Origin of the sequence: Arthrobacter sp. ok362, assembly GCF_900102785.1 — a bacterium.
Taxonomy (GTDB): Bacteria; Actinomycetota; Actinomycetes; order Actinomycetales; family Micrococcaceae; genus Arthrobacter.
In genome coordinates this window covers 191,887-218,690 of the sequence record NZ_FNGC01000007.1, presented here as the reverse complement: position 1 = coordinate 218,690, position 26,804 = coordinate 191,887, and the positions used below count along the sequence as shown (strand labels likewise).

The 26,804-nt window shown below is 64.4% G+C and carries 26 protein-coding genes; 19 read left to right on the top strand and 7 right to left on the bottom strand.

Annotation, left to right across the window (positions count from 1 at the left end; genetic code table 11):
* The first annotated feature begins 35 nt into the window (after positions 1 to 35).
* The 5 genes from BLQ10_RS11405 to mctP all read left to right on the top strand — a co-directional run bounded on the left by BLQ10_RS11405 (position 36) and on the right by mctP (position 4,072).
* Positions 36 to 239 (top strand): hypothetical protein, encoded by a 204-nt coding sequence (locus tag BLQ10_RS11405; RefSeq protein ID WP_091562058.1) that lies wholly within the window; start codon positions 36 to 38, stop codon positions 237 to 239.
* 213 nt (positions 240 to 452) lie between these two features.
* Positions 453 to 1,058 (top strand): DUF1326 domain-containing protein, encoded by a 606-nt coding sequence (locus BLQ10_RS11400; RefSeq protein ID WP_091561953.1) that lies wholly within the window; start codon positions 453 to 455, stop codon positions 1,056 to 1,058.
* Positions 1,059 to 1,163: 105 nt separating this feature from the next.
* A complete protein-coding gene (locus BLQ10_RS11395) occupies positions 1,164 to 1,826 on the top strand; it encodes a DUF2182 domain-containing protein (protein ID WP_254785521.1) in 663 nt (220 codons plus the stop codon).
* Between the two features lie 168 nt (positions 1,827 to 1,994).
* Positions 1,995 to 2,381, top strand: a complete 387-nt coding sequence (locus BLQ10_RS11390; protein ID WP_254785520.1) for a DUF3311 domain-containing protein — start codon at positions 1,995 to 1,997, stop codon at positions 2,379 to 2,381.
* Positions 2,378 to 4,072 (top strand): monocarboxylate uptake permease MctP, encoded by a 1,695-nt coding sequence (mctP, locus tag BLQ10_RS11385; protein ID WP_091561947.1) that lies wholly within the window; start codon positions 2,378 to 2,380, stop codon positions 4,070 to 4,072. Before BLQ10_RS11390 ends, mctP begins: the two co-directional genes overlap by 4 nt.
* 188 nt (positions 4,073 to 4,260) lie before the next feature.
* Here mctP and BLQ10_RS11380 read toward each other — a convergent pair whose 3' ends face one another.
* Positions 4,261 to 5,295: an NAD-dependent epimerase/dehydratase family protein gene (locus BLQ10_RS11380; protein ID WP_091561944.1), complete on the bottom strand. Its 1,035-nt coding sequence runs from the start codon at positions 5,293 to 5,295 to the stop codon at positions 4,261 to 4,263.
* Positions 5,296 to 5,536: 241 nt separating this feature from the next.
* On the opposite strand from BLQ10_RS11380, the gene BLQ10_RS22375 reads away from it, so the two are divergent.
* Together BLQ10_RS22375 and BLQ10_RS11375 are read left to right on the top strand one after the other, a co-directional pair.
* Positions 5,537 to 5,713 (top strand): hypothetical protein, encoded by a 177-nt coding sequence (locus tag BLQ10_RS22375; protein WP_175558585.1) that lies wholly within the window; start codon positions 5,537 to 5,539, stop codon positions 5,711 to 5,713.
* A gap of 78 nt (positions 5,714 to 5,791) precedes the next feature.
* Positions 5,792 to 6,208, top strand: a complete 417-nt coding sequence (locus BLQ10_RS11375; protein ID WP_091561942.1) for a hypothetical protein — start codon at positions 5,792 to 5,794, stop codon at positions 6,206 to 6,208.
* Positions 6,209 to 6,241: 33 nt separating this feature from the next.
* On the opposite strand, the gene BLQ10_RS11370 is transcribed toward BLQ10_RS11375, so the two are convergent.
* A complete protein-coding gene (locus tag BLQ10_RS11370) occupies positions 6,242 to 6,952 on the bottom strand; it encodes an HAD family hydrolase (RefSeq protein ID WP_091561939.1) in 711 nt (236 codons plus the stop codon).
* A gap of 399 nt (positions 6,953 to 7,351) precedes the next feature.
* Positions 7,352 to 9,247, bottom strand: a complete 1,896-nt coding sequence (locus BLQ10_RS11365) for a transketolase (RefSeq protein ID WP_254785519.1) — start codon at positions 9,245 to 9,247, stop codon at positions 7,352 to 7,354.
* A 265-nt stretch (positions 9,248 to 9,512) separates the two neighbouring features.
* Here BLQ10_RS11365 and BLQ10_RS11360 point away from each other — a divergent pair, with 265 nt between their 5' ends.
* From BLQ10_RS11360 to BLQ10_RS11320, 9 genes are all read left to right on the top strand, one after another.
* The gene (locus BLQ10_RS11360; protein ID WP_091561936.1) at positions 9,513 to 10,385 is read left to right on the top strand and encodes a Rieske (2Fe-2S) protein; all 873 of its coding nucleotides are present in this window, start codon (positions 9,513 to 9,515) and stop codon (positions 10,383 to 10,385) included.
* Between the two features lie 506 nt (positions 10,386 to 10,891).
* A complete protein-coding gene (locus BLQ10_RS22370; RefSeq protein ID WP_254785527.1) occupies positions 10,892 to 11,389 on the top strand; it encodes a bacterial transcriptional activator domain-containing protein in 498 nt (165 codons plus the stop codon).
* Between the two features lie 701 nt (positions 11,390 to 12,090).
* On the top strand, positions 12,091 to 13,152 hold the full coding sequence (locus BLQ10_RS11350; RefSeq protein WP_254785518.1) for a hypothetical protein: 1,062 nt from the start codon (positions 12,091 to 12,093) through the stop codon (positions 13,150 to 13,152).
* Between the two features lie 120 nt (positions 13,153 to 13,272).
* Entirely contained in the window at positions 13,273 to 15,264 is a 1,992-nt protein-coding gene (locus BLQ10_RS11345) for an aconitate hydratase (RefSeq protein ID WP_091561931.1), read from the top strand.
* Between the two features lie 92 nt (positions 15,265 to 15,356).
* Complete coding sequence (locus BLQ10_RS11340; protein WP_175558583.1) at positions 15,357 to 16,397, top strand: DUF3616 domain-containing protein; 1,041 nt, start codon at positions 15,357 to 15,359, stop codon at positions 16,395 to 16,397.
* A 216-nt stretch (positions 16,398 to 16,613) separates the two neighbouring features.
* The gene (locus BLQ10_RS11335) at positions 16,614 to 16,919 is read left to right on the top strand and encodes a hypothetical protein (RefSeq protein ID WP_254785517.1); all 306 of its coding nucleotides are present in this window, start codon (positions 16,614 to 16,616) and stop codon (positions 16,917 to 16,919) included.
* A gap of 72 nt (positions 16,920 to 16,991) precedes the next feature.
* Positions 16,992 to 17,507: a hypothetical protein gene (locus tag BLQ10_RS11330; protein ID WP_091561926.1), complete on the top strand. Its 516-nt coding sequence runs from the start codon at positions 16,992 to 16,994 to the stop codon at positions 17,505 to 17,507.
* Positions 17,508 to 17,632: 125 nt separating this feature from the next.
* Complete coding sequence (locus BLQ10_RS11325) at positions 17,633 to 18,907, top strand: MFS transporter (RefSeq protein WP_175558582.1); 1,275 nt, start codon at positions 17,633 to 17,635, stop codon at positions 18,905 to 18,907.
* Between the two features lie 97 nt (positions 18,908 to 19,004).
* A complete protein-coding gene (locus BLQ10_RS11320; protein WP_091561922.1) occupies positions 19,005 to 19,307 on the top strand; it encodes a hypothetical protein in 303 nt (100 codons plus the stop codon).
* Positions 19,308 to 19,394: 87 nt separating this feature from the next.
* Here BLQ10_RS11320 and BLQ10_RS11315 read toward each other — a convergent pair whose 3' ends face one another.
* Positions 19,395 to 21,056 carry an alkaline phosphatase D family protein gene (locus tag BLQ10_RS11315; RefSeq protein WP_091561919.1) on the bottom strand — a complete coding sequence of 554 codons (1,662 nt, stop codon included), beginning with the start codon at positions 21,054 to 21,056 and terminating at the stop codon, positions 19,395 to 19,397.
* A 66-nt stretch (positions 21,057 to 21,122) separates the two neighbouring features.
* On the bottom strand, positions 21,123 to 21,893 hold the full coding sequence (locus BLQ10_RS11310) for a potassium channel family protein (protein WP_091561918.1): 771 nt from the start codon (positions 21,891 to 21,893) through the stop codon (positions 21,123 to 21,125).
* A gap of 287 nt (positions 21,894 to 22,180) precedes the next feature.
* Between BLQ10_RS11310 and BLQ10_RS11305 the strand changes: the two genes are divergently transcribed.
* Both BLQ10_RS11305 and BLQ10_RS11300 read left to right on the top strand, forming a co-directional pair.
* A complete protein-coding gene (locus BLQ10_RS11305) occupies positions 22,181 to 23,032 on the top strand; it encodes an MIP/aquaporin family protein (protein ID WP_091561916.1) in 852 nt (283 codons plus the stop codon).
* 417 nt (positions 23,033 to 23,449) lie between these two features.
* On the top strand, positions 23,450 to 23,941 hold the full coding sequence (locus tag BLQ10_RS11300; protein WP_091561914.1) for a protein-tyrosine phosphatase family protein: 492 nt from the start codon (positions 23,450 to 23,452) through the stop codon (positions 23,939 to 23,941).
* Between the two features lie 272 nt (positions 23,942 to 24,213).
* Here the strand turns inward: BLQ10_RS11300 and BLQ10_RS11295 are convergent, their stop codons facing one another.
* A complete protein-coding gene (locus BLQ10_RS11295; protein ID WP_091561912.1) occupies positions 24,214 to 24,984 on the bottom strand; it encodes an alpha/beta fold hydrolase in 771 nt (256 codons plus the stop codon).
* Between the two features lie 122 nt (positions 24,985 to 25,106).
* Here BLQ10_RS11295 and BLQ10_RS11290 point away from each other — a divergent pair, with 122 nt between their 5' ends.
* Positions 25,107 to 26,321: an alanine racemase gene (locus BLQ10_RS11290; RefSeq protein ID WP_254785516.1), complete on the top strand. Its 1,215-nt coding sequence runs from the start codon at positions 25,107 to 25,109 to the stop codon at positions 26,319 to 26,321.
* A 43-nt stretch (positions 26,322 to 26,364) separates the two neighbouring features.
* Here the strand turns inward: BLQ10_RS11290 and BLQ10_RS11285 are convergent, their stop codons facing one another.
* Positions 26,365 to 26,649 (bottom strand): hypothetical protein, encoded by a 285-nt coding sequence (locus tag BLQ10_RS11285; RefSeq protein ID WP_091561909.1) that lies wholly within the window; start codon positions 26,647 to 26,649, stop codon positions 26,365 to 26,367.
* Positions 26,650 to 26,804: the final 155 nt, after the last annotated feature.

The window sequence follows — 26,804 nt, the reverse complement described above, 5'->3', positions numbered from 1 at the left end:
GAGTAGGGTTTGCCTTGGCAGACGAAGGGGTCCACATGAGCTACAAATATCGAACCGTCCGGGTTCGCGGCACCGACTTGATTGGAACCATTGCGCGAAAACACGGGAGCGCGCCCGAGATCTACGAAACCTCGAAGGACGCGAACACTTCAGTAGTTCCAGTATTTTTCCAGGCAACGGGCGAAATTCGGTTCTTCGACAGGTCAATGCTGGAGGACGTCGTGACGCCGGCCAGTTAGCAGCGGTGGCGCGGCGGATGGCGACTCTGTGGACTCCGACGTCGTCGGCGTTTAGTCTCTTCCAATGGGTATCTTGTGGCTCTTCGCGCCCGTCCATTCGAAGCGCAGGGCGGCCCAGAAGGGCCTTTTGCCTGAGTCACCATCAACCGTTGACTCTGCTCAGGGCCGCGAGGAGACTTTGTTTTTGGGGGGCCTCTTCGAAAGGAGCCCTAAATGCCGTGGCATGTCGAGGGTACGTATTTTGAGAATTGCAACTGCGATATGGTCTGCCCGTGTATTGCTTCAGGGCTGACCGCACCGGCGGATAACGAACGCTGCAACGTGGCCTTGGCCTTCCACGTCGAAACCGGCGAAGTTAACGGTGTCGACGTCGGCGGTCTGACAGTCTGCGTCGTAGCCGATACGCCGGCCGTGATGGCTGACGGGGGCTGGAAGGTTGGTGTTCTGATGGATGCCGCCGCCTCAGCTGAGCAGGCCGAAGCGCTCGGTGCAGTCTTCGGCGGACAGCTCGGCGGACCGATGGAGGGCCTCGCCCCCTTGATCGGTGAAATGGCGGGTATGGAGTCCCTGGAAATGGCCTACGCCGACGACGGGCGTATCCATCAGGTCCGCATTGGCAGTGCCGTCGACATGGTGGTCGAGGACTTCGTGTCTCGCCAGGATCCCACAGGACGGGGAGTGAAACTCAGCGGGGTCGGATTCCCGGCCGACACTCTGGCAGCCGGCACATCCAGCACCGCCCGCGTCGACGTGTTCGGGATGACGTGGGATAACGCCGGGAAGAACTCCTTCTCGGCCCCCTTCGCCTGGTCCGCCTAGGTGCCGGGCACGAGCCGCCTGACCGTTAGCCACCATGCCGCAGAGTTGGCGTTGATCGGGTGCGCCGCACTGGCGTGGTACCTCACTTTCTCAGGCCTCAGCGATATGCCCACAGGCCCGGGAACCATGGGACTGGGGCTCTGGGGTTTCCTGGGGGTGTGGGCGCTGATGATGGCAGCCATGATGTTGCCGGCGCTGGCGCCGCTCACTTCGACGTACCTCAGGTCCATCCGTGCCGTTCGCAGCCGCCGAGTCAGGGCCGGCCGGACAACTGCCCTGGTGGGCGGTTACCTTCTGACGTGGATCGGATGCGGAGTCGTTGCGTACGCGGCCGCGGCGCTGTTCGCGCTGCTGGCTGAGGATGCTGCGGAGATCGCGCCTTGGGTGGGAGCTGGAGTGCTGGTGGTGGCCGGCGCGTACCAGCTGACCCCGCTGAAGGATTTCTGTCTCAGGCACTGCCGGTCGCCCCTAGCATTCCTGCTGCACGTATCCGGATACAAGGGCCGCCTTCGGGATGTCCGCGTCGGCATGTACCACGGCGTGTACTGCGTCGGCTGCTGTTGGGGGCTTATGGTCGTGCTGATCGCTGTCGGCGTGATGAACCTGGCCTGGATGGCGGTGCTCACGGTAGTTATTTTCCTGGAGAAGACATGGAAATACGGGCCCGCCTTTAGCCGGATCACGGGAGCCTCGCTGATCGTCTTCGCGCTCTTCGTCCCGGCACACCCGGAGCTGCTGCAAGGACTCCACATGACCGCGACCATGTGAGGGACGGTAATCGCCACCTTCGAATGACCTGAATAAGGAACCCGGCGCTGCTGATGGCACTGCTCCTCGCCCGCGGCCGTGACAACCTCCGCGTTCCGGCTTTAGCAACATCCTGTGGATCGGCCGTCAGAGGCGGGCGCGCATTTGCCCTGTTGGAGAGTTATTCCAGTGTCTATCCTGTCTGTAAAGACCGCTGCGACCCACGGTCTCCAGGCCGCCGGCACGTCCCGGGAAGACCTCCCGCTCCGGGGCCGTCTCGATGAGGAGGCGTCGATGTCCAGTCCTGATGTGCCAACACGCGCACCGGCCAGACCCGGTCCATACATCGTCACAGGAATCCTGTTGACCATCGCCATTGTGGTTCCGCTGTTTGTACCCGCGTATTCGGTTGCTGAGCCGAGCTTGGCCGGTATGCCGTTCTTCTACTGGTATCAGATGGCGTGGATTCCGATCACCTCGGCCCTGATCGGGATCTCCTACTGGCTGGTCAGCAAGGAGGACCGCCGCCGCCGCGAAGCCGTGCGCGTCGTAACCAGCCCCGAGGAGGAGCGATGAGCGCCGTCACGGTACCGCTGGCGGTTCCGGACCGGCCCATTAACGTCGTTGCACTCTCCATTGTGATCATTCTCTTCGTCTTGGTGGCGGCCTTGGGGTTCGTTGCTGCGCGGTGGCGCCGGGGGGAGGGCACAGGGCTGCACAGCCTGGACGAGTGGGGCCTCGGGGGCCGCAGTTTCGGAACCTGGGTGACATGGTTCCTGCTTGGCGGCGACCTCTATACGGCCTACACTTTCGTGGCCGTTCCGGCCGCGATGTGGGCCACCGGGGCGGTGAGCGGTTTCTTCGCGGTGCCGTACACGATCGTTCTGTACCCGATCGTGTTCCTCCTGATGAGCCGCCTGTGGTCCGTCTCGCACCGGCATGGGTTCGTCACGCCGGCCGATTTCGTGGGCGGCCGCTATGGCAGCAGGGCGCTCACCCTGGCCGTCGCCGTGACCGGCATCGTCGCGACCATGCCCTACATCGCGCTGCAGCTGGTCGGCATTAGGGCCGTGCTCACGGTGCTGGGCCTGGGCAGCGCGGAGAACGTGCTGTTGACGGACCTGCCCCTGATTATCGCCTTCGTGGTCCTTGCCGCCTATACCTACACGTCCGGCCTGCGGGCTCCGGCCCTGATCGCCGTAGTGAAAGATCTGCTGATCTACCTGGCGGTGATCGTTGCGGTCATCTACCTGCCGCTAAAGTTCGGAGGCTGGGGCCCCATCTTCGACTCCGCCGAAGCGAAAATGGGTGCGACCAACCCGGCCACCGGCAAACCCGTTGGAGTCTTCATTCCAGGCGCCGCCAGTTATTCCGCCTACTGGACCCTGGCTCTGGGCTCGGCCTTAGCGCTGTTTATGTACCCGCACTCGATCACCGGCGTCCTGGCAACCAAGAGCAGGAACACCATCCGCAAGAATGCGGCGGTACTGCCGCTGTACTCGCTGATGCTGGGGTTTCTGGCGCTCCTGGGCTACGTGGCCATCTACGCCGGCACCCAGCCCATCGACCTGAACGGCACCGTCAACCCGCAGTTGGTAGTGCCTCAGCTGTTCCTCGACCAATTCCCGTCTTGGTTTGCCGGCATTGCCCTGGCCGCTATCGCCATCGGTGCCCTGGTCCCGGCCGCGATCATGTCCATCGCCGCGGCGAACCTGTTCACGCGCAATATTTACCGCGATCTGATCCGCCCCGACGCCACACCACGGCAGGAAGCCAAAGTCTCAAAGATCGCTTCTCTTGTGGTGAAATTCGGTGCACTGATCTTCGTCATCGGCATGGACCAGTCGGCAGCAATCAACATGCAGCTGCTCGGCGGTATCTGGATCCTGCAGACCTTCCCGGCGATCGTGGCAGGGCTCTATACCCGCTGGTTCCACCGGTGGGCCCTTTTCGGCGGCTGGCTAGCCGGAATCATCTACGGCACCATCGCGGCCTACAATGTGGTCAACCCGGTCACCAAAGCCAACTTCGGCGGTGCCATCGCTCCCATTCCCGGCACCGACATACAGGTCTACATCGCTGTCGTGGCGTTCGCCATAAACCTCATCGTTGCCGCCGGCCTGTCCCTGCTCTTCCGCGCCCTGAAGCTCACCGATGGGAAGGACATCACCCGCAGCTCGGACTACGGCGCCGACGAAAACGATCCGAAGGTCGCCCAGCTCGAGCGCGAGCAGCCGCTCGCTGAGCCCGGAGCCCCCACGTTCTAGGTGCGACAGGAACCTGGCATCTTGTCCTAAGCCGATCAGCCGTGCCGCGCCCGTAGGGCAGCCAGCCACAAGAAAGACAGCTCCCCTTGACGTGAGCGATCGTGGTGGCCCGCCGTCCGCCGTCGCCCTCCTGATTGTCCAAGGCGCTTTGGACTATCGCCGCCACGCTGCCTCGGGCGGGTGAACCTTTACCGCGGCGTGAGCGGGGGCGAGCCGTGGCGGCCTTTGCCCGCGCCAAGTCCGTCCAGCATTTCAGTCAATGACTCGAGCGAGGACCGTCGGGGCGTCCATCCCAGAAGTTCGTGCGCCCTCAAGGTGTCCATAATGGGTGCCCCGGCTGCCATAGCGATCCACCCGCCGTCGGTCGCCTGCAACCGCAGGCGCCAACTAACCTCGACGAGGGCGTGCAGCACCGGAAGCGGCAGCGGCAACACCCGCCGCGTATTGAATACCCAACCCAGCGCATTCGGATCGAGAATGGGTTCGGCTGCGATGTTGAAGGCGCCTTCAGCCCGCCTTTGCAGCACGCGCCAATAGGCGTCCGCGACGTCGGCGGCGTGCACTGCTTGGAAAACGAGTTCCTTCGGAATGGGCAGCAGGGGCAACCAAGGCTTGCGGGGGACGAGCCGCGCCAGGACGCCACCAAGGAAATAGCGGCCTACCTCGCTGCCGGCCCCGGCGCTGAACGTCAAGGCGGGTCGGAGCCGCGCCACGACGACGTCGGGGTTCTCCTTGGCGAAACCGTCCAGGAGCCTTTCCTGCGCGGCCTTGTCCTCGCTGTAATGGGACCCCTCGATGCCGCCTGCCGGCCAGCCCTCTTTGGTCCGCTGGTCTTTGGGGGCGGGCGAGTAGGCACCCACTGACGATGCGCACACGATATGCCCGATTCCGGCCGCATGGGCCGCAGCGAGAACGTGGGCGGTGCCCGCGACGTTGGTGCGGCGAAGGAGCTCCCGATCATGGTTGGGCTGGATCAGCCACGCCAAGTGCACCACGGCGTCAGCCCCGGCGAAGGCCTTCTCCAATGCCGGCTGGTCCCTGGGATCCCCGAGGTCTATGGAGTGCCATTCCACGCCGCGGTACGGGGCCGAATCGTTCGCGGGTTCACGGCGGGCAACGCCCACGAGTTCAAGATCGGCAGCCTCCTCCGAGCGGGCTTCCTGGAGACGCTTCAAGAGAGCCGTGCCAACGTGTCCGGTGGCTCCGGTGATGACAATGCGCATGGGGTTCTCCTCAGCGTGGTTCGAGAGCGGTGGTGCACGGGCCTCGCGGCGGGTTCGGGACGTCAATGACGCTCAGTCGCCTGCCTTGCCGCGTCACTGCTTTCACGATAGGCCTCCATGATCACGGGCTCGGATGGTCCCGCCCTTCAAGATCCCACCCCAGCGAAGCAGAATTGACACCCCCGGCACAAGGGGTCAAAACGCCTCGACACTCTCGGATGCCCGGCCTACATTTGAGGCTATGAGCGAAGAACCGAACGAACGGGACAAAGCACAAGACGGCGTCGGCCACGACGACAGCATCCCGGGCGCGGGGGACCTCACGACGGAACTCGATCCTGCCTTCATCCCTGCTGAGAGCGACGAAACCCCCGCGGAAAAGCGCGCGCGGGAACACCCTGAAGCGACCGGAAGCTAGCACTCCCGCATGGGTGACCAGCGCGCGGGAGGTCCTGTGGCCCTACTCCAACGGGACGCCAATTAATAGCATTGCGTTATGGAACAGCTGCAGGACACGAACGCTGAGGAACCGGCGTTGTCTGCCACCACGGTTTTCGCCAGTCTCGCGGAGTTGCGGGACGCCCCTGGCTATAGCCCAACGGCTATAGCCGAACGGTTAGTAAACTCGCTGGGCATGGATGCTGCGGCACCCCTGCTCGGCGTGAATGTGGAACTTCTGGTTCGCTGGACATCGGGCCAGGATGCGCCGAATGCGGCTGGCCGGCTCCAGCTTGCGGACCTGGACGCTCTTGTAGGGCACCTCCACTGTGCTTTCACGCCGGCCCAGGCCATGCTCTGGATGTGCAGCCCCAACGTGCAGCTGGGCTCCAGACCAATCGATGTTTACCGCACTCAGGGATCGGCGCCGGTGATCGGCGCCATCCGGGCCCACGTGCAGGAGGCCTTCGGCTGATTAAATTCGCCGGTGTCTTCGGCGCCGGTGACGTCATCGACCCGACCTACCGCCTCCGGCGCTCAGCCTTCCAATAGCGCTGCTCTCAAGGTTCTCCAAAAGATGCCGCGGATTGTCGTACACCTCTGCGGCGCCTGCATCCCGCAGTTCGGCTTCGCTGATTCCGCCGCAGGTCAGGGCAATGGCCGGAACTCCGATTGCCGCAGCGGCCTTCACATCCCAGACGGCATCGCCAACATAGACGACGTCCGCCGGGCTGAGTTCAAGCTTTTCCAAGCACGCAAGGAGAATGTCAGGGGCGGGCTTGCTCTCGTCGGCGTCGTTGGAGCTGGTCCACGCATCGATGGACGTGCCGGCGTCCAGAAGGCGCCGGGTGACGTCCAGGTCGCGCTCCTGCGCTGATGATGCCAAGCCCACGGCCAGCCCGGCGTCGGAGCACGCCGTCAGGAGGTCCCGGGCAGAGTCGAAGGGCCGCAGGGAAGGCCAGAACGTGGAGAACACGGCGCCGTGCGCGGATTTCAGGTCTTCCTGCATGTCCTCGGTGCACTCGGGAACCAGGTGTTCGATGAGCTTGTCGCCGCCCATGCCGACACACCGGTGGATGGCAGAGATCTGGATGTCCAGCCCCTCCCGCCGGAACGCCTGCCACCACGCAAGGGCGTGGAAATAGCTGGAGTCGATCAAGGTCCCATCGACATCGAAAAGGACGCCGCGCTTCTTTCCGGATTTTGAACCTGACGCCACTGCTATCCCACCTTAGGTTGAGGGCGGCCGCAAGTGCCGTACACGGCAAGGGCTCGACCCGTTACGGATACTTCCGGTACCTCCGGTCGGACGTCCGGCCCTTGGTCCGAGCCAAGGGAGCCATGCGGCTTCGCAGAGCCCATCCGAAGCAGGCCCGTCCGTGCAGCTTCCCTGCTCGCAGCAAGCTCCATCATCAAATGTCCGGCCACCCCAACCTCCTCGTCTCTGATGGCAACACGCATAGTAAGACTACTTAATATAGAGGTCGGGTGCCGCTGTAGCCCCCGGCGTCGCCGACGGGAACAGGGCGAGGCGAGGCGCGGTGGGTGCGGCGTTCATGTCTGAAGGGTGGTCTGGCGGTCCGCGCCCGCCTCCACCCGACGTAATCGGAGTGGGGAATTACCCGCTGCCAAGGAGGCTGCGGGCGGCTGTGGTGATGTGGCGGGCGGAGATGCCCGCGGCGTCGAGCAGCTCCTGGGGCTTGCCGGAGGTGGGCAGTCCTTGCACGGCGAGTAAGGCGGTGTGCAGTTCGGGGGTGTCTGTGCCGGCGAGGGCTTCTAAGACAGCTGCACCGATGCCGCCTTCGGGGTAGTGGTCTTCGGCGACGACGATCCGGCCCCCGGTCGCCTGGCAGGACCGGCGCAGGGTCTCAGCGTCGATGGGCTTGATGGAGTAGAGGTCGATGACGCGGGCATTGATCCCGTCTTCGGCGAGTTGATCGGCCGCGGCGAGACATTCGTGCAGCGTCACCCCGGCACCGATCAGTGTCACGGCATCGTTGGGGCCGGCGTGATGGACTTTGCAGCCGCCGAGCGGGAATTTTTCGTCCGGCCCGTAGATGACCGGGTAGGCGCCGCGGGTGGCGCGTAGGTAGGAGATTCCGGCAGTGTCTGCCATGGTCCGGACGAGTTGCGCGGTGGAGGGGGCATCTGCCGGGTAAAGCACTCTCGATGTGTACACGGCCCGCATGGCAGCGATGTCCTCCAGGGCCATTTGCGATGGGCCGTCTTGGCCGATTTCGACTCCGGCGTGTGTGCCGACGAGCCGGATGCTGGTCTGGGAGACTCCTGCCATCCGGATGAAGTCGAAGGGCCGGGATATCAAGAACGCGGCGAAACTCGCGGCGAACGCGATGTAGCCGCGGACCGAGAGCCCTAGCGCGGACGCGATCAGCTGCTGTTCAGCGATGAACATTTCGAAGTACCGTTCCGGGGCGGCTTCCTTGAAGTCGCCGGCGTGGGTCGAGTTTCCCACCTCGCCATCCAGCACGACGACTTCGGGGCGGGCGGCCAGCGCCGACACGGCGGCGCCAAAGGCGGCCCGGGTTGCCACCTCCTCACCCACCTCCCAGTGAGGCAGGCTGATGGCTGCCCGCGGGTTGGGAGCGATCGCAGGCGTACCCGGTCGGGGGAGGGCCGTGGTGATCCGCAGGTTGCCGGGACCGCCGAGGGCTGCCACAGCGCGTTCGGCCATGTCCTTGGGAAGCGCTTTGCCGTGCCAGCCGTTCTGGTCTTCGATCTCGGGCACGCCTTTGCCCTTGATGGTTTTGGCGAGAATGACCGTTGGCTGGTCGGGCCCGGATTGTGCCTGGGTTAGCGCGTCCTCGATCGCGGATATGTCATGGCCGTCGATGACGAGGGGATGGGCGCCGAAGGCCTCGACGCGCCGCGCGTAGCGGTCCATGTCCCATTGGAGTTCGGTGGGACCGTCCTGGCCCAGGCGGTTGACGTCCACGATGGCGATCAGGTTGCCCAGCTTGTAATAGGCGGCCTTGTCCAGGGCCTCCCAGATGGAGCCTTCGGCCAGTTCACTGTCCCCGCACAGGACCCAGGTCCGGTAAGGCAGCCGGTCCAGGTACCGTCCGGCCAGAGCCACCCCGACCCCGTCCGGCAGGCCTTGGCCCAATGAGCCTGTCGCCACGTCAACCCAGGGCAGGACCGGTGTGGGGTGCCCTTGCAGCCGACCGCCGAACTGCCGGTAGGTGTGGATCAGCTCGTCCTCCTCGACCACGCCGACCGCCCGGTACATGGAGTACAGGAGCGGGGAGGCATGACCCTTGGAAAAAATCAGGTGGTCGTTGGTCGCCAGCGACGGATCGTTCCAGTCATAGCGGAGGTGCCGGACGAGGAGGACCGCCATGAGATCCGCGGCCGACAACGACGACGTGGGATGGCCGGATCCGGCCTGAGTACTGCACCGGATGGAGTCCACCCGCAATTGTGCCGCCAGGCGCCCGATGACCTCGGCCTGTTCGGCGGTCATTGGTGCCAGGGTCAGTTCCTGATTTTCGGTCATCGCAATCACCTTTCGCCCCTAAGGGTCCTCGTATCCGGGACGCCTACAACCCGTCATACCCGGACGCCGCCTCCCGCGGAAGATCCCTCCCGCACCAACCTTGTGCTGCGGCGCCCCCGCCTTGGCCAGGCTCGTTCGAGGCACCTGATGGTCCGCGCGGTCCAGGGAGGCGGGCGGTTGCTGGCACGCAATTTGTCCCCAGGGCTGTGCAGATGAGTGCCGAGAAATTAGGCTCAGCTGAACAATCAGATGATGGAGGAAGCACATGAAGCCATTGCCGCTGCTGAATCTCGTTTCCCGTCTGGAGGACAGTCTCTGGCTTGATCCTTTGGTCGCGGGAGTTAAGGGAACCGTGAACTCGATCGTCCGGTTCCCGTGGCTCCGTGATGTACTCCACGGGGTGCCCTTAGGACATCCGGTTCACCCTCTCGGTGTCCAGATACCGATGGGGGCGTGGACATCGGCCGCCATTTTGGATGCTGTACCCGGAAGCGACCGGGCGGCCGGCATACTGATTGGCGTGGGGGCCGTCACCGCGGTTCCTTCCGCCATCGCCGGTTTCACCGATTGGTCGGAACTTCACGAGCAGCAACAGCGCGTGGGCCTGGTCCACGCCGCGGGGAACCTCGCCGCCACTGGTCTCTATGTCGCGTCGCTGGTGGAACGCTCCCGTGGGCGGCAGCAACGAGGCAAGCTGCTGGGGTATCTGGGATTTGCTACGGTTGCGGCCGCCGGTTTCCTTGGCGGCCACCTCACATATCGTCTGGCCGCCGGTGTAAACCACAGCGAGGATGTTCCGCACCGCTTCCCTGTGGGTTGGCACGCCCTGGCCCCGCTGGACGAGCTCGTAGAAGGCAAGCTGGAGCGGAAGATGGTGGCTGGGATGCCGCTGCTCGTCCTCCGCCGGGGCGAGAGAGTCCACGTCTTGTCAGATGTCTGCAGCCACCTGTCCGGCCCCCTCCATGAAGGCAAGCTCGAAGAACGGGGGGAGCCCTGCGTTGTCTGTCCGTGGCATGGGAGTGTCTTCTCGCTGCATAGCGGAGAAGTCATGGGCGGCCCAGCGACAGCGGGCCAGCCACGATTCAGCACACGCATCGAGAATGGTCTGGTTGAGGTGTCCCTCCCCGGGGCAGGGTAAGGGGGAGCATCACCCGCCGGCCATGTCAGCGAGCTTCCGGTCGGCGGATGGCCACGCTACTGGCAATTCATAAATCGTCTCTAGATAGTCGTCGTCGCTAGGGACTTTCGACCCTGATTCTAAGGAAAGTTTAGTGGCGATCGCTGTTTTATATGAGCTGTCAGGGTGCCCCAACTCACGCTATTTCGCTTAACAGAACTGCCACATACGGCGGGCCATTGACATCCCCAACCGAAATGCGGATCCTCGTGGCTAGAAGTGTTTCCAGCTCGCAGTCGCGCTGGATTTGGGGGGTCATATTGGGAAGCAACTTTTGCCATTTTCAGCTGAGCCTGTTCCAATCGTGGAAACTCTGCAGGGACTCGTGCATCTTGCATGTTGCGGCGCGTCAACAGCGGCTCATAACTGCCTTGGCTATCCACGGTCCCCGCCCTCGAAGCTACCTGGTCGGGCTCCTGTGGCCGGAGAGTTCCGAGAGTCGGGCCATGGAGAGTCTGCGAGTGAGCATGCACCTGGTCTCACGACAGGTCCCGGGCCTGTTGGTCAACGGGGGCGCCGTGCTTTCCCTCAGCGATGTGGTGGACGTCGACTTGCACCGTGTCCGGTCCTGCATTCGAGAACTAACTCAAACTGGGCTCAATGGGAACGCTGCTTCGTCCCTGAACCTGTTACGCGATGCCGAGCTGCTCCCGGGCTGGTATGACGATTGGGTGCTGTTCGAACAGAGCAGATTGCGGCAGGATCGGCTCCACGCATTCCACATCCTTGCTCGTGAGTCGCTGGTGCGCTCCGACTTTGAGGTTGCCTTGGAAGCATCTGAGGCGGCACTCGAACTTGAACCGCTCTGTGAAAGTGCGGTTGGACTTCTCATTCAGGCTCAAAGGCAGCAGGGCAACAATGCCGCCGCGCTTCGGGCCTTTGAAAAGTATCGAGCCAAGCTGAACGAGGACATGGGCCTTGCGCCGTCGGAGGCCATTCGGCGCCTCGTCGCTGACGCTTTGTGAGAGCCGAGCCTGGACGGGCGCGAAATGGCGGAAGCCGAACGCAAATCGTTCCTTTCACTGGGGCACGTTCCTAAACATCTGGCAGGCTGTAGAGCCAACGATTCACCGCTGCCACTACTTCCGCCCGGCCGCGAGCATAACTAATCGTGGGTTCGTCATCTTCCGACGATCCCGCGATGATTCTGGCCCGAAAAGGTTCGGTACTTTCCGTGTCCTTCCAGACTCGAATTACCAAGGTTGCCTGTATAGGCGGCCCGTCATTCGAGTCCTCGGAGCCCCCCGATTTTTCCCTGTCCATCACAATCAACTCCTCTCAATCCTGCGAGCAAATGGCTCCATTCATCTGGCTCACCGACTTTGGCAGCTTGGTCTCGCGCAGTCTCTCAGACCAATCTCGAGATTTTCTGATTCGAACCTCGGGATTGGGATAATTTTGATGCCGCGGACCGTGGCCTTTATCGAATCCCATGCCGAAATTGCGATATCCGGCATCAGCTAAACCGAACTGAAAGCATGGGTCTGACGGAATCGCAGCAGGTCGGACACGATCCTCCGTAGCGCTACTGAAGGCTTCTGCATCGGCGTCGGCCGGCACTGGCGGTTGGACACCGGGAGGTCCAAGCTTTAACCATTCGGCCGGGGCCAGGTAGGGGCCGCCCTGGCCCTCGTGGGGTGGCACGTTGAGTGCGAGGAGAGCGACCATGGTTGACACGGCAGCACGGACTCTCCGGGCAGGGGCGCGGAACGATCTTGTGACGCAACTGCTGGGCATCTGGCTCCTTCTGGCCGTCTTCCTGGACGGCTGGGCCCACCTGCACCTTCCCGGGCTGGAAACCTTCTTTACCCCCTGGCACGCGGCACTTTATTCGGGCCTCGTGGCCACTGCGGCGTGGACGGCAAGCCTGATCTGGAGGAACCGTCAGCCCGGGCGGCCGGTGACCCGGGCGATACCGGCCGGCTACCAAAGCACCGTCATCGGACTCGCCCTCTTCGCCGTCGCCGGCGTTCTGGATCTGGCCTGGCACGAGATCCTGGGCATCGAAGTCTCCCTCGATGCGCTGGTGAGCCCCACACACTTGCTGCTGGGGTTCAGCCTGTTCCTCATCCTTGGCACCGGCATCCGTAGTGCACGGGACGCCAGCGGCTCACAGGCCTTCAAGTGGACGCCGCCTGCGGTGCTGTCTCTCGCCCTGATGACCGGACTGGGCGCCTTCTTCCTCATCTATTGCTCGGCCTTCGTCCGGACCCCGCCAGCCGTCCCATATCTACAGACGCCAATCGGGAGTCCCGGGCACACCCAAGCGGAGCTGCCCCCGGCCCTCGGACTGGCCAGCTATCTGGTGACGACAGCGCTGATCATCGGCCCCTTCCTCTACACCTTCTCCGGAGCCCGACGGCCGCCTTACGGCATTGCCACCATCCTGGTCGCCGTGGTGGCGTGGTTGCCCCTGGCCATGTCGGGGCTGCGCCCGCCAGCGGTGGCCGGTGCGGCCGGGGCCACGATAATCGCGATCGTGGCTGACCTGCTTCTCGCCCTACGGGAGGGGCCGTGGCTAAGGCGCCGGTTGCCGGCGGTCACCGCGATACTCGCGGCACTTATCTGGACGGGCCAACTGGCCGGCATCGCCCTGGCGTCATCGATTGAATGGCCTGTGTCGATGTGGCTGGGAGCCGTTGTGCTGAGTGCGGGATTGGCTGCGGCACTGGCCTTCCTCAGTTCTTGGAACACCAAGAGCGTCCCGGGGCCGACAGCGCTGCGATGACAGGCCCTCCACTGTTCCCGGCGCCCGGAGTGGGCTATTTTGGGGATAAGGGGAGTGCCCGGTGGCCGGTTCATTGCCGACGGAAGCGTCCGGCCTCGCCATCGAGTAAGGAAGCCCACCGTGGCCTACAACGTGGCCCAAAAGCTCATCGCATCCCATCTGGTCACCGGAGAAATGCTTCCCGGGCGTGAGATTGGTTTGCATATCGATCAGACGCTAACCCAGGACGCGACCGGGACCTTGGTCATGCTTGAACTGGAGGCCCTCGGGCTCGACCAGGCACAAACTGAAGTATCCGTGCAGTACGTAGACCACAACCTGTTGCAGGCCGACAGCAGGAACGCGGAGGACCATGATTTTCTCCGCTCGGCCTGCCGCCGGTTCGGTCTGTGGTTCTCGAAGGCCGGAAACGGAGTGTCCCATCCGACTCACATGCAGCGGTTTGGTATTCCGGGCAAAACCATGGTCGGCTCCGACAGCCATACCCCGGCCGCAGGTTCACTTGGGATGTTGGCAATCGGGGTCGGCGGCACCGAGGTAGCCCTGGCAATCGCGGGCGAACCGCTCTACCTGAAGATGCCGGAGATCTGGGGCGTGAGGCTTACTGGCAAGCTGCCGCCGTGGACCAGCGCAAAGGACATCATTCTCGAAATGCTGCGCCGGCACGGCGTGAAGGGCGGCAGGGACCGGATCATCGAGTACCACGGTCCCGGCCTCGCCACCTTGAGCGCGATGGACCGGCACGTGATTGCCAACATGGGCGCCGAACTCGGTGCGACGAGCACGGTTTTCCCGGCCGACGACCAGGTCCGGGCCTTCCTGCGCTCCGAACAGCGCGAGGACGACTTCACCGAACTCCTCGCCGATTCCGATGCCACCTACGACGTGACCGACGAGATCGATCTCGCTACGATCGAGCCGCTCATCGCGCTGCCCAGCTCGCCCGGCAACGTCGTTCCGGTGCAGGAGGTGGCAGGCAGGGCGGTGGCGCAGGTCGTGATCGGGTCCTCAGCCAACCCGGGCCTGCGCGACTTCGCCATTGTCGCTGCAATCACGAAGGGGCGGCAGTGCCACCCCGGACTGTCTTTCGACGTGAATCCGAGTTCCCGAGAGATCCTGCAGGATCTCACCAAGATGGGCGCCACGTTTGATCTGATCAGCGCCGGAGCCCGGCTGCATCAGACCGGATGCATGGGCTGTATCGGGATGGGCCAGGCCCCCGCGAACGGAAGCAACAGCCTGCGCACGATGCCCCGCAACTTTCCCGGCCGTTCGGGCACGAAGGAAGACTCGGTCTACCTGTGCTCACCGGAGACGGCCGCGGCTGCCGCGCTCACCGGAACGATCACCGACCCGCGGGACCTGACAGAGCTCTTCGATTTGGAATACCCCGAGATCGAACTTCCCGAGGTGTCGAGCGTGAACCTGACAATGCTGGAGAAGCCGTTGGCGCCGGAGGAAGCCGGCAAAGTAGCACTGGTCAAGGGCGAAAACATCTCCTCGCTTCCGGTATTCGGTCCCCTCGCCGACCGCATCGAGGCACCAGTCGCCCTGGTCGTGGGGAATGACGTCTCGACGGATGAGATTCTGCCAGCCGGTGCGCGCGTTCTGCCCTACCGCAGCAATATCCCCAAGCTCGCCGAATTCACCTTCGACCAGGTTGACCCCACCTACCCGGCCCGCGCAGCACGAACCCGCGACTCGACAGGCCACATCCTGGTCGGCGGCACCAACTACGGCCAGGGATCCTCCCGGGAACACGCAGCTATCACCCCGCGCTTCCTCGGGCTGAGGGCAGTCGTGGCCGTCTCGTTCGCGCGGATCCACTGGCAGAACCTGGCAAATTTCGGCGTCCTCGCACTCGAGTTCACGAATGCCGCCGATCACGACCGGATCGAACAAGGCGATGTTCTCCTGCTGACGGGGATACACGACGCCCTCGTGACAGGCAAAGAAATCCTCGTGCAGAACGAGACCCGAGGCGAGGTCTACCCTGTGCGGCACAGCCTCTCCAGTCGCCAGGTGGACATGCTCCTGGCAGGTGGTCTCATCCCTTGGCTACGCGAACGGAGAGCGCGGGACACCCGGGATGTGATGAAGGATTGGAGCTGAAATGAGGGACCGACCGCCGCTGATGAGGATGGGGTGACCCGCGGGTGAGCGGGTGGCCGCGGCCGGACGAGCCCTCCGGCAAAATCACCCTCGTGCTCGATCAGCGCAGCACCCTCGACCCGAAGGATGACCTTCGCGATGGGTTGTCCGCGGTCGCTCGCCAAGGCCCCCACCTTTGGGTCGCCAATGACGAGACGACCAGTGTCGAGCGCCTCACGCTTGAGGCTGGCGACCAGGCTCGCGCCCATCGCAGCTTCGATCTCACACAGCTCCTTGAGCTGCCCGGGGACAGAGGCGAGATGGACATCGAAGGCCTGGATGTCGAGAGTGACACGCTGTGGCTGGTCGGATCGCACGGCTCGGCCCGCAAGCAAGTCAAGGGCAACGCCACGCCCGCGGAGGCGCAGAGATCCCTGGCGACAGTGGAGGCCAGCCAGCGCCGACGGGTGTTGGCCCGACTCCCGGCTAAGACCCTCCTCGGTCCGGGCGGCAGCGGGACCGGTCACCAGCAAGGCCCCGCCGTGCTGGGCCTCGGTCGGGGCGCTGACCTGGTGGATCTCCTGGCCGATGACCCACACCTGGGGACCTTCATACAGCCTTCGACGACCGGGCGGCGCCCGATCCCGGGCAAAGACAACGGCATTGACTGCGAGGGCCTCGCCGTTGCGGGCGACCGGGTGTTCATCGGTTTGCGCGGGCCGGTGCTGCGCGGGTGGGCCCTGATCGTCGAGCTCCAGGTTGGCGACGGGTCGGGCCTGGAGCCGCAGCCGATCGGTCCCGGGAATCGTCGCTACCGCAAGCACTTTCTTCGCCTGCACGGTTTGGGCGTGCGGGATCTGTGCCGTCACGGAGAGGATTTGCTGGTATTGGCGGGACCCACCATGGAGCTCGACGGGCGTACGGCCGTGTTTCGCTGGCGGAACGCTCTGACGTCGCAGGCCGAGGCGGTCCTGCAGAAAGACGACTTGCATTGCGAATTTGACGTGCCGTTCGGTGAGGGTGAGGACCATGCCGAGGGGATCACCGTGCTCGACGACGGCAGGTCGGCCTTGGTTTTGTATGGGACACCGGCTGGAAAGCGGAAGACCGGACGCCATGAGATCACGGCCGATGTTTTCCGTCTCAGCACGTAGGAAACCAGGGTCGCCACGGTCCCGCCTCAGCCATGTCGGCCACCGGGACCCGCCTCATTCGTACTCCTCCGGTGAACAAAGTCTGCCACCGCGGCGTTCCCTCGGGAGCGCCCCGCAGCAACGGCGCTGCGATGCGACTTCTCTGGCGCACACCGGCGAAGGAGACGAGAATGGGCTCGTGCCCGCCCCGGGTCGAACCCCAAAGGAGGGATTATTATGACGCTGTACCAGCCTGAACCGGTCGAAATCTCAACGAGGATGCGACCGGGGGAGTGGAGCGAGGAAAGCCTGGTTGCCCTGGAAGCGTCGTATCGCGAACAGCTGTCGCGCATGGGCGCGGCCGCCTCCGAAATCGACGTCGCGATTGACCGCGACGACGGCGGCGGGGTCAGCGTGGTCGCATCCTGGCTTAAGCCTGACGTCGCGCAGGAGCTGACAGAGGTGGTGGGCGACACCGGGCTCGTGGCGATGGACCCCGACGCCGAGACAGGGCGCCCGACGCACGACGATTCGCCTCGGTAGCCTTCTGGGCCTGCCGGGGGCTCCTGTAGGGTGGTGACCCCGAAACAACTCTTCCATCAGAGTGGAGCTTTCATGGCACCGCAGATTTCCGGCACCGTCGATAAGAAATTGTTCGGACTCTACCTTTCGGACCACCTCGCGGGGGCCACGGCGGGGCAGGGCCGCATAGAGCGCATGGCGCGCGACTTCACGGACACTCCCTTCCACGCCGAGCTTGCGGCGCTCGCCACCCAGATTCGGGAAGAGCGGGAGTATGTACGTGGATTAGTGGGGGATTTTGGCTTGCCGCGGCGAACTCCGCGGCGGGCGGCGGCGTGGGTCGCGGAACGGGCCGGCCGACTCAAACTAAACGGGCGGGTGGTGAGCCGGTCGCCGATGACGCTGGTGCTGGAATCCGAGTTCATGCGGTCGGCTGTGATAGGAAAACTGGGGCTGTGGCAGACGCTGCACGACCTCTCCGGCGATCTGGGACTGGACGGGTCCAGATTCGACGGACTGGCCACGAAGGCACGCGAACAGATCGCCACCCTGGACCGGGTACATGAGTACGCGCGTCGGCGGTCGTTCTACACGAACCGGGGCAGCTGAAGAGGCCGGGTCGCGGCTCGGTCGATTGCGTTATGCCCTCAGCCCGAGTGGCTCTGGCGCGCGCCGGCAGGGGGGACGAGAATGGGCTCGTGCTCCCTCCTCGCCCAGGCGGGGACGGCGACGCGATGAACGCCGCCGCCCGAAAAATTCAGCGCATCTATCTGACGTTGACGCTGGGCAATACCCTTGCGGCCTCGTTCATCTGGGGGATCAACACCCTCTTCCTGTTGGACGCCGGACTCAGTAACCTCGAGGCGTTTGCCGCGAACGCCTTCTTCACGGCCGGCATGGTGCTGTTCGAGGTGCCCACCGGGGTAGTTGCCGACGGCTGGGGGCGCCGCGTATCGTTCCTGCTCGGAACCGTGACCCTCGCCGTCTCGACCTACTTTTACTACCTGCTCTGGCAGTTTTCCGCCCCGTTCTGGTGGTGGGCAGTGGCGTCGGTCCTGCTTGGCCTGGGCTTCACGTTCTTCTCTGGAGCGGTCGAGGCCTGGCTCGTCGATGCGTTGCGCTTCTCCGGGTATGAAGGCGGGATGGAGACCGTACTAGGGCGGGGCCAGATGGTGTCCGGCGTCGCGATGCTTGCCGGCTCTGTGGCCGGCGGCGTGATCGCGCAGGCCACCAATCTAGGCGTGCCGTTTCTGATGCGCGTGGGTGTGCTGCTGGCCATGTTCGCGGTGGCCTTTGCGCTCATGCGCGACGTCGGATTCACCCCCGAACGCTCGACCCATCCTCTCCAGGCGACCCAAGCTGTGCTTGCCGCGTCGATCGAGAACGGCTTGAAGAATCCGCCCGTACGCTACGTGATGCTGGCCGCGCCGTTCAGCGCCGGCGTCGGGATCTATGTGTTCTACGCCCTGCAGCCTTACCTGCTCAATCTGTTCGGTGACCCTCACGCATACTCCGTCGCGGGCCTGGCGGCGGCCATCGTGGCCGGAGCGCAGGTGCTCGGCGGCTGGATGGCGCCCCGCGTCCGGCGCCTCGTCCGCAGACGCACCACCGTGCTGATCCTGAGCAGCATCCTGGACGCTGTGATCCTGGCGGTGCTCGGGTTCACCCAGGCATTTTGGGTGGCCCTGGTGCTGTTGGCGCTCTGGGCGTTGGTATCGTCGGCGGGCATGCCGGTGCGGCAGGCGTACTTGAACGACATGATCGCCTCGAAGCAGCGGGCAACAGTGCTCAGTTTCGATTCACTCATGGGCTCAAGCGGTGGCGTGGTGGTGCAGCCGCTGCTCGGTCGGGCGGCCGATGTGTACGGCTACGCGGCCTCGCTGGCGATCGGCGGCGTGATCGAGCTGATCGCGGTGCCCTTCCTGCTTGCGAGCCGCCGACAACGCCACCAGGCCGATCAGGCCAACGCGCCGACCAGTACGACGAACACCGGATCCCAACCGGCGTAGGACGCCACACGGAATATCACTTCGGCCGGGCGCCTTACTTGGCGAGGCCTTCCGGGCCTACAGTTGGGCGTGTAGAACCGTCGACAGGAGCGCCTCAGTGATTACCCTGCAGATCGAACACCAGGTCCGGGATTTTGCCATGTGGCGGAAGGCTTTTGACAGTGATCCGCTGGACCGCGCCGCGTCGGGCGTGCGGTCATACCGGATCTCGCGCCCGCTTGACCAGCATGACTATGTGATGCTGGAGATGGATTTCGATACGCAGGCGGCTGCTGTGGACTTCCTGGGCCGGCTGCAGAACGATACGTGGAAAACCGGTGTGACAGCGCCGGCGCTGGTCGGTGAGCCATCGACCAGAATCATCGAAACGGTCGCAGTCGAGAACGTGGGCGCTCCCTAAGCCCGGCAGCGAGATTGCTTCGGGGATTGGCGCCATCCGTGCAGCGTTAACGCAGATGCCGCCCCCGGTGGGGTCGCCTGTGGGGTCCTAGGCCTCCCGCGGGGCCAATGTGAGGGAAGCGACACGTTCCAGCCCGGGATGCTCGTGGTCGCCGTCCTCCACCACGCCCGTCTGCCACCATAGGTTCAGCCCTTCCGGCACCACCTCCAGGTAGGCCAGGTTGTTTTGGAACCACGGGCCCCTGACGCCGGACCAGTGAAACGGCGGGTCCGGGACCTTTGCCGAGCGTGCGACCAAGGCACCTACCGGCGTGGCCAGGCCGTAGGACATGATGGCCGCGAAGGACCTCATCAGTCGGGGCAGCGGGTTGCGGATGGGGGAGCAGACTGCCTGCACGATCCGGCTGCCCGAGGGGCGGTCCACCTCCGCAACGTAGGAGTAGTGGACGTCCCCCGAGAGGAAGGTGATCGTTTCCGGTGCAGGGCCGCGTTTGCCATCGGCGACCTCGCTCGCCATGGCCGCCACTTCCCGGAAGCTGTTTTGGAATGCGCCCCAGTGTTCAAGGTCCAGCGCCTGGCGCAGCTTTTCGCCGGCCCGGGCGGCGCGTTTCCCCCACGCACCTTCGGAGACGGCCTCATTCCACGACTCGACGTAGTGCAGGCCCATCGGCAACAGGAAAGGCAGCGACGTCGCCACGAGCACGTGGCGGAAGCCGCCACGCATCCGGCCATCAAGCCAGGCCATTTCCGCAGAGTCAACCAGTGCCCGGTCGTCCGGCGTAAGGTCCCGGGCTGCGCGGGAGTCCACCACGATCAGCCGGGTGTCCCCGAAATCGCGGCAGTAGCTCCACCGGTAGGATTTCGGGTCCCGGTCAGCCCGCTCCGCAAAGCTGTCCAGCTCCGCGCCCACATCGATCTCATCCTCGCCTGCGTGCCGGACGATCCGCTGCCAAACAGCATCCTCCGCCCGCTCCTGCGGTGACAGGTTCCCGAGGTGCTGGTAGACCCAGTAGGAGGCCAGCCCCGCGACAATCCGCTGATGCCACCACGAGGTCGCCTCCATGTTCTTCTTCCAGGTCAGTGAGGTGTTCCAGTCGTCGCGGATGTCGTGGTCATCGAAGATCATGGCACTGGGCAGGGTGGACAGCAGCCACCTGTTTGCAGGGTCTGACCAGGCCAGATAGTAAAGGTGCGCGTACTCCTCGTAGTCCTTGAGCTCTTCGCCGGGAGGTGCCTCGATGTCGCGTCGGGCGCGGATGAACTCCTGCATCTGCTCGCTGGTCAAATCGGCGTACACCTGGTCTCCGAGGAAGGCCACCAGGTCCGGCCACGGCAGGTCTCCACCGGAGGCCATCCTCAGTGCATAGGCGCGCAGTGAGTCCACGCCGTGGGTCCGGTTGCCGGACGCATCGTGCGGGACGCTGGTTCTGCAGGAGCCATAGGCCATCCGCAGCGGCTTGCCGGTGGTCAGGGTGGCGATCATGGACGGCGGGAAGCCGGACGAGGGATCGGGCCAGACCTGTGTTCCGTTGACATCGAGGGCGTAGGGCGTGACCGTGCCGGGCTCCAGTCCGTCCAACTCCACCAAGGCGTAGTGGTGACCGTGAACTGCGAACGTACGGGCGGCCCAGTCCCTGCCGCCGGCACGGATGGAAACCCGGGCAGCGGATTGGGTCTCCATCCAGACACTCGCCGTCGTCTCATCTACGTACCGCACCATGGGGCCGAGCACCAAGGGGGAGGTGGTCATGAATCAGTTGTACCCGCTCCGGCCCGATGCGGCCATGGAGTTAAGGAACAGACAGCGTTATTGCCTTTAATGTGGTTCCTTGCGTTCTTGTCCTTCGGCCAGGCCATTGTCGGATTCACCAGGGCCCCGTGCCAGCTGCTCATGGAGCCTATTGATCTGGGTCGTGAGGCGGGCAAGCTCCTCGCTGCCGATGGGTTCGTCCGCTTTCTTCCGGACATGGGTTGCGGCCGTCACGCTTTCAACGAGCCAGGAGGACACTGCCGCCGTGACCATGCTCAGCACTGCAAACCCGCCGACCATCAGCGCGGTCGCAGCCCACCGGCCGGGAACGGTAACGGGGTAATAGTCCCCGTAACCGATCGTTGTAAGGGTGACCACCGCCCACCACAATGAGTCGCCCATGGTGGTGATGTTCGCGTTCGGAGCGCCCTTTTCGAAACTGAGGACGCTCAGCGCGACGGTGTAGACCAGAAGGATGGCGGAGACAATGACGTAGGCCATGACGCGGGTCCGGATGGCAGTGCCCGGGGCCCGCTCCATGACTCGACGCAAGGTGAATGGACGCAGGAGCCGCAATGGCCGCGCCACCGGGAGCACCACCATAAGCAGGTCCAGCGGGTGGCGGACGAACCATCGGCCCCGGCGGGGCGCCAGGAGCAATTTCACGACGTAGTCGACGCCGAAGGCAAGCCACGTTGACCCTATTAGGAGTGTCAGAGCGGCGGCGTAGGGGTCCGGCGGATCGACGATGACCAGGATGGAGTAGGCCGCCAAAAAGAGAAAAGCCGCGCCGACGAGGGGCCACTCGGAATACTTTTGCCAGGTTTCTTGCCTCATGGCTGAATGCTAGGACTTTGTCCCGCGGATGTCCCCACGAATTTGCAGGCCGAGACCCTGCTAGTCGTCGCGGCTGTCTGCCTTTCTCTTCCCCCGAACCGCGGGCGCCGCAGATGCTGATCAGCCCTGAGCTGCCCCAGGTGGCGGAAGGAACCAGCCAGCCGCCAACCAGTAATGAGCCACCCGCGCAGCGCTGACAACCGTCCCGGGCAGCGGTACATTGGGGGTCTTAGGTGCCGGCCTGCTCTGGGCAAGGCACCATTTCAGGACCGCGGAGGCGACAAGCCATGACGGAAGATCAGGGCAAAAAAGGCGCGCGTGAGAATCGGGCGCAGAACCACAATCTCGCCAGCGAACTGGGAGTTGTCGAGCAGAACATCCTATTGCGAATCCAGGATTTTGATGATCCCCGCCAGGAATGGCGGCGTTTGTTCTCGGAGTTGTACGGCACATTTTTGCTCGTCATTGTCGCGGCCGGCGGTGGGATGATGAGCCAGGCGTTCCCCGGTGTCATCAGCCGCACGGCGGCCGTGGTGGCCCCGGGCCTGATGGTGATGGGGATCATCCTGTTCATGGGCAAGATCTCGGGCGCGCATCTGAACCCTGCGGTCAGCATAGCGTTCGCCCTCCGCGGTGACTTTCCGTGGCGCCGGGTGCCGGGCTACATCGTTGTCCAGCTCATCGGAGCGACGCTGGCCTGCCTGCTGCTGCAGGGCGTGATCGGTGTTTCCGCCACCTACGGGTCAAACTATCCGGCGGCTGGTTATTCGGCAGGCGCCGCGTTCTGGATGGAAGCACTGCTGACGCTGGTGCTGGTCAGCGTCATCCTGGGAACGGCCTCCGGGGCCCAGAATGTCGGGCTGTTGGGGGCCTTTGGGGTAGGCGCGTACATTGCCTTGGCGGGCCTGTGGGGCAGCCCTATCTCCGGTACGTCGATGAATCCGGCACGTACGTTCGGGCCCGATCTCGCCAGCGGCAATTTCAACGACTACTGGGTGTATGTCGCCGGGCCGCTCGCCGGGGCCGTGGTCGCCGTCGGCATCGCCTTCATCCTGCGCGGCGCGGGCGGCGGCAAGTCGGGTTCCGGCGCCGCGCAGGGAGGCCTCTTCACCGAGGCCGCCGCGGAAGAGAAGCCGTAGCGCCCGGTTGGACCGTCCGCTGAGTGTCCTTTTCATGCCCGTGTTGGTGTACATGTCCTGGTCCGCGCTGATGGCCGAAGGGGCCACCGACTGGCGGTGGTGCGGGGTGTTGCGGGATCGGTCCGGCGCTACGGGAAGCCCCGCAGCACCGGACCGTGTGCGTGTCGCAGGTCTAGATAGCTAGCGGAAAAACGCCCTGAGGGTGGGACGCGGCGCCGAAGACACCGAACGCTTCGAACCCTGGCCGGAACCCAGTCCAACCGTGATGCCTCTCGCACGGCCGCACGCGAGCTCTGAAGCCCCTCTCCGGGACCACCGGCGTGCCCACGGCACTGAGGGAGGTGGCTGGGACGACCGTGCTGTGGTGCGGGATGAAATGGCGGAGAATTTAATCCAGGTTCTGCTGAAGGAGCGGACATGACTGTGGACCCGACCAGGATTGAGATTCAATTCGATCCGACTGTCCAGCGCATGCGTGGGATCTCCAAGCACGGCCTGCTGCCGTTCGACGTGCCGTTCGTCAGTGAAATCGTCGCGAATCTCTGGCTGGGCGGCTGCCAGGCCGGCCTGATCCTCCCCAAATTCGTCAAACATCTCGTTTCGCTGTACCCGTGGGAGTCGTACATTGTCGGGCATCCCATCAACTCGCTGCTCCTTGTAACCATGTACGACAGTGAGGATCAAGGTTTTGCGCAGGTCGATGCCATCTCGTACTGGGTCAACGTCTGCCGGGCGGACGGGCCGACCCTCGTGCATTGCCAGGCGGGCCTCAACAGATCGGCGCTCGTCGTCGCGCGGGCGCTCATCCTCGAAGGGATGCCGAGTGCGGAAGCGATCCGTCTGGTTCGCGAGAAGCGCTCTCCCGCGTGCCTCTGCAATCCGTCGTTTGAGCGGTGGCTGCGGCAATGAGCGGCCGCGGATGCGGATCCAGAGGGTGATGACGCCCGGCGGACGGCCGTCTCGCACGTGGCGGGAGTTGGTCCGTGCCGGCGGACCGGTGTCACCTTGGTTGAGGCGCTCGCACTTTCTCATCGGCGGTAATTCCGGCGACTACTGGTCAAAGCGGCGGGGGAAGTATTCGACGGCGGGCGGTCGCCTCGAGGTGCTGATCGACGTCGGAACTTCCGGCCGCGCAGTACACCGCGCCTAGAGAGCGGCCCGCATCCACGATCACCAATTGCTCAGCCGCCGAGGAATTCCTCGGTCACCCGCCCAAGCTCGTCCGGATGCGTCCAGATGAGCGCGTGGTCAGCCGCGTCGATCATGACAAGGCGCGACCTGGGGATACCATTGTGGAGCATTTTCGCGTGATGGATCGGTACCGCCTGGTCGTTGGCGGCGGCGACGACGAGCGTCGGACAGTCGATCTCGGCCAGCCGGCGCCTGCTGTCGAACGCCATCGCAGCCTTCCAAGCGGACGCCATCACCCGGGCGTCCTGGCCTGCCATGAGCCCGGCGAGCCAGTCGGCACGTTCGGCGCCCAGCTGTGGAGCGGCCTGCGCGACTATCAGCTTTGACAGCCGCCGCATCCCGAAGATCTGGAGCGCAGGCGGCAGGAGGAGGCCTTCAACCCACTCGCGCCATGTGGCCATGTTGAAGGCATAGGTGCAAACGAGCACGAGGCGGTCGCATCGCCCGGGATAGTCCAGAGCCAGTTGTTGGGCGATGGCACCACCATGCGAGTAACCAAGAACGTCCGTGGAGTCGATGGCGAGATAGTCGAGCAAGCGCGCCAGATCAGCTGCCAGCATCGCGGCCGTGTAAGGCGGCGGAAGTCCCCGGCTTCGCCCGTGGCCGCGCAGATCCGGGATGATCAGGCGATGCCGGGCGGAGAGACGCTCGAGCAATGGGTGGAACGTCTCGCCGGTGACCATCAACCCGTGCACCAGCAGCAGGGGCCTACCCGATCCGCGCTCGGTGAAGTGAAGTAGGTCTGAAGGTGCAGAGCTCATGTCACCAGTGCAGTGTCAACTGGCCAATTCCGCCAGACCCATGGCTCTCAAGTAAATTTGTCGGAGTGTCGAAGCAGCTAGTGCCGAAGCAACCTATTGGGACCGAAGAACCGGGGAGTGGTGTGAACAAGCTGAGCGAGAGCCAGGGCGGGGCCGATGGAGTCTTCGCGGCAAGGATCGTCGACGGTCCGGCGTATCCGCAGCTGCGGCTCGACAGCGATGCCCTCGAAAACAATATCCGGGTCATGGCGGAGTGGTGCCGGGAGCGGGGCGTGGAACTCGCCCCGCATGTAAAGACAACGATGTCGGCGCCGATCATCGAGCGGCAGTTGGCTGCCGGCGCAGTTGGGGTTACCGTCGCCACCGTGGACCAAGTGGCCTCCGTGCTGGCTTGGGGAAATGGCCACGTTCTCGTGGCCAATGAGATCGTCGACAGGTTCGGACTAACGCGTGTCCGCACGTGGCTGGAGGAAGATCCCGGACGGGAGATCCGTTGCTTCGTTGATTCTGCAGCCGGGGTCAGGGCGGCGGGGGAAGTCTTCGACGGCGGCGGAGGGCTCGCCCTTGAGGTGCTGATCGACGTCGGCACACCCGGCGGCCGCACTGGAGTACGCAGCCTGGACGAGGGTCTGCTGTTGGCTGAGCTGGTCCGGGACACGTCGGGACTGAGGCTGGTAGGGGTTGCCGGTTACGAAGGTGTCGTGCCCAACAGCAGGGCGGCGGATACGGTCACCGCGGTTGACCGACACTGCCGGCTGGTGCGGGACGTGTATCTGGAGGCGGCGAAGTTCTTTGAGACTGCCGCTCCCATTTATTCAATGGGTGGATCCGCGTTCCCGGACCGCGTGGTTGAGTTCCTTCCCGACGGCGGCCAAGTGCCTGGAACACGGATCATTCTCCGGTCAGGTTGCTACGTCACCCACGATCACGGCACGTATGCCGCCGTCAGCCCCGTTCCGGGACTCATTCCAGCGATTTCCGTTCGCGCCGTCGTCCTGTCCACCCCGGAAGCGGGGATGGCCGTCGTCGGTGCCGGCAAACGGGATCTTCCCTACGACGCCGGACTGCCAACCTTCCTCTCGGCCCGGACGGCGGACGGTGCCGAAAAGAAGGGCGCAGCCGCAGAAGTGCGAAATCTCTACGACCATCACGCAGTCCTTACCGGCGTCACCGGACTGGATGTCACCGATACAGTGGATTTCGGGCTATCCCATCCCTGCTCCGCGTTCGACCGCTGGCCTGAATACGTGCTCACCGACCGGGACGGTCACGACGTTGGAGTGTGGCACACCGACTTCCGCCGATCGTCCCTGACGGCCGTGCCCGGCAACGGCTGATTCCTGGCCGTCCTGGACTCCTGGCCCTCACTCCATCTTGGCCTTACTCCTTGAGGTGCCGGGTCAGCACTTCGAATTCCTCGACGCCTAGGATCTGCATGTGCTGTTCCGCGCTGGTTTCGGAACGGATCTTGCCGGCAGCCTGCTCGCTGCCGGCAAGGGCGTCCGCGTCCTCCCACAGCGTGATGGACAGTGACTTGTTGTCCTTCCCAAGCAAGTAGTAGATGCCCAGGCATCCCGGCAGCTCAAGCACCCGCTTGACGGTGTCATCTGAGGGTGTCCCGGTGCTGTCCGGGCCGGGCTGGTAGGTGCTGACGCGAGCGAACATGACTGTCCTCCTTGATCCAGGTCCGACGGTTGGAGCACCTGACGCCCAAGCCGTTGAACCGGGAGCTGGATCCTTGGGATATCGCGTCCTGGTGGCGGGCGGCCAGGTCTCCTCAGACCAGTAAGGACCCGTCAGCGCAGAAGCACAAGGCTCCT

Coding starts and splice junctions, on each gene's coding strand:
- BLQ10_RS11405 (WP_091562058.1), top strand. CDS start 36: ATGAGCTACAAATATCGAACCGTCCGGGTTCGCGGCACCGACTTGATT.
- BLQ10_RS11400 (WP_091561953.1), top strand. CDS start 453: ATGCCGTGGCATGTCGAGGGTACGTATTTTGAGAATTGCAACTGCGAT.
- BLQ10_RS11395 (WP_254785521.1), top strand. CDS start 1,164: ATGCCCACAGGCCCGGGAACCATGGGACTGGGGCTCTGGGGTTTCCTG.
- mctP (WP_091561947.1), top strand. CDS start 2,378: ATGAGCGCCGTCACGGTACCGCTGGCGGTTCCGGACCGGCCCATTAAC.
- BLQ10_RS11380 (WP_091561944.1), bottom strand. CDS start 5,295: ATGCGCATTGTCATCACCGGAGCCACCGGACACGTTGGCACGGCTCTC.
- BLQ10_RS22375 (WP_175558585.1), top strand. CDS start 5,537: ATGAGCGAAGAACCGAACGAACGGGACAAAGCACAAGACGGCGTCGGC.
- BLQ10_RS11375 (WP_091561942.1), top strand. CDS start 5,792: ATGGAACAGCTGCAGGACACGAACGCTGAGGAACCGGCGTTGTCTGCC.
- BLQ10_RS11365 (WP_254785519.1), bottom strand. CDS start 9,247: ATGACCGAAAATCAGGAACTGACCCTGGCACCAATGACCGCCGAACAG.
- BLQ10_RS11360 (WP_091561936.1), top strand. CDS start 9,513: ATGAAGCCATTGCCGCTGCTGAATCTCGTTTCCCGTCTGGAGGACAGT.
- BLQ10_RS22370 (WP_254785527.1), top strand. CDS start 10,892: ATGCACCTGGTCTCACGACAGGTCCCGGGCCTGTTGGTCAACGGGGGC.
- BLQ10_RS11350 (WP_254785518.1), top strand. CDS start 12,091: ATGGTTGACACGGCAGCACGGACTCTCCGGGCAGGGGCGCGGAACGAT.
- BLQ10_RS11335 (WP_254785517.1), top strand. CDS start 16,614: ATGACGCTGTACCAGCCTGAACCGGTCGAAATCTCAACGAGGATGCGA.
- BLQ10_RS11330 (WP_091561926.1), top strand. CDS start 16,992: ATGGCACCGCAGATTTCCGGCACCGTCGATAAGAAATTGTTCGGACTC.
- BLQ10_RS11325 (WP_175558582.1), top strand. CDS start 17,633: ATGAACGCCGCCGCCCGAAAAATTCAGCGCATCTATCTGACGTTGACG.
- BLQ10_RS11315 (WP_091561919.1), bottom strand. CDS start 21,056: ATGACCACCTCCCCCTTGGTGCTCGGCCCCATGGTGCGGTACGTAGAT.
- BLQ10_RS11310 (WP_091561918.1), bottom strand. CDS start 21,893: ATGAGGCAAGAAACCTGGCAAAAGTATTCCGAGTGGCCCCTCGTCGGC.
- BLQ10_RS11305 (WP_091561916.1), top strand. CDS start 22,181: ATGACGGAAGATCAGGGCAAAAAAGGCGCGCGTGAGAATCGGGCGCAG.
- BLQ10_RS11300 (WP_091561914.1), top strand. CDS start 23,450: ATGACTGTGGACCCGACCAGGATTGAGATTCAATTCGATCCGACTGTC.
- BLQ10_RS11295 (WP_091561912.1), bottom strand. CDS start 24,984: ATGAGCTCTGCACCTTCAGACCTACTTCACTTCACCGAGCGCGGATCG.
- BLQ10_RS11285 (WP_091561909.1), bottom strand. CDS start 26,649: ATGTTCGCTCGCGTCAGCACCTACCAGCCCGGCCCGGACAGCACCGGG.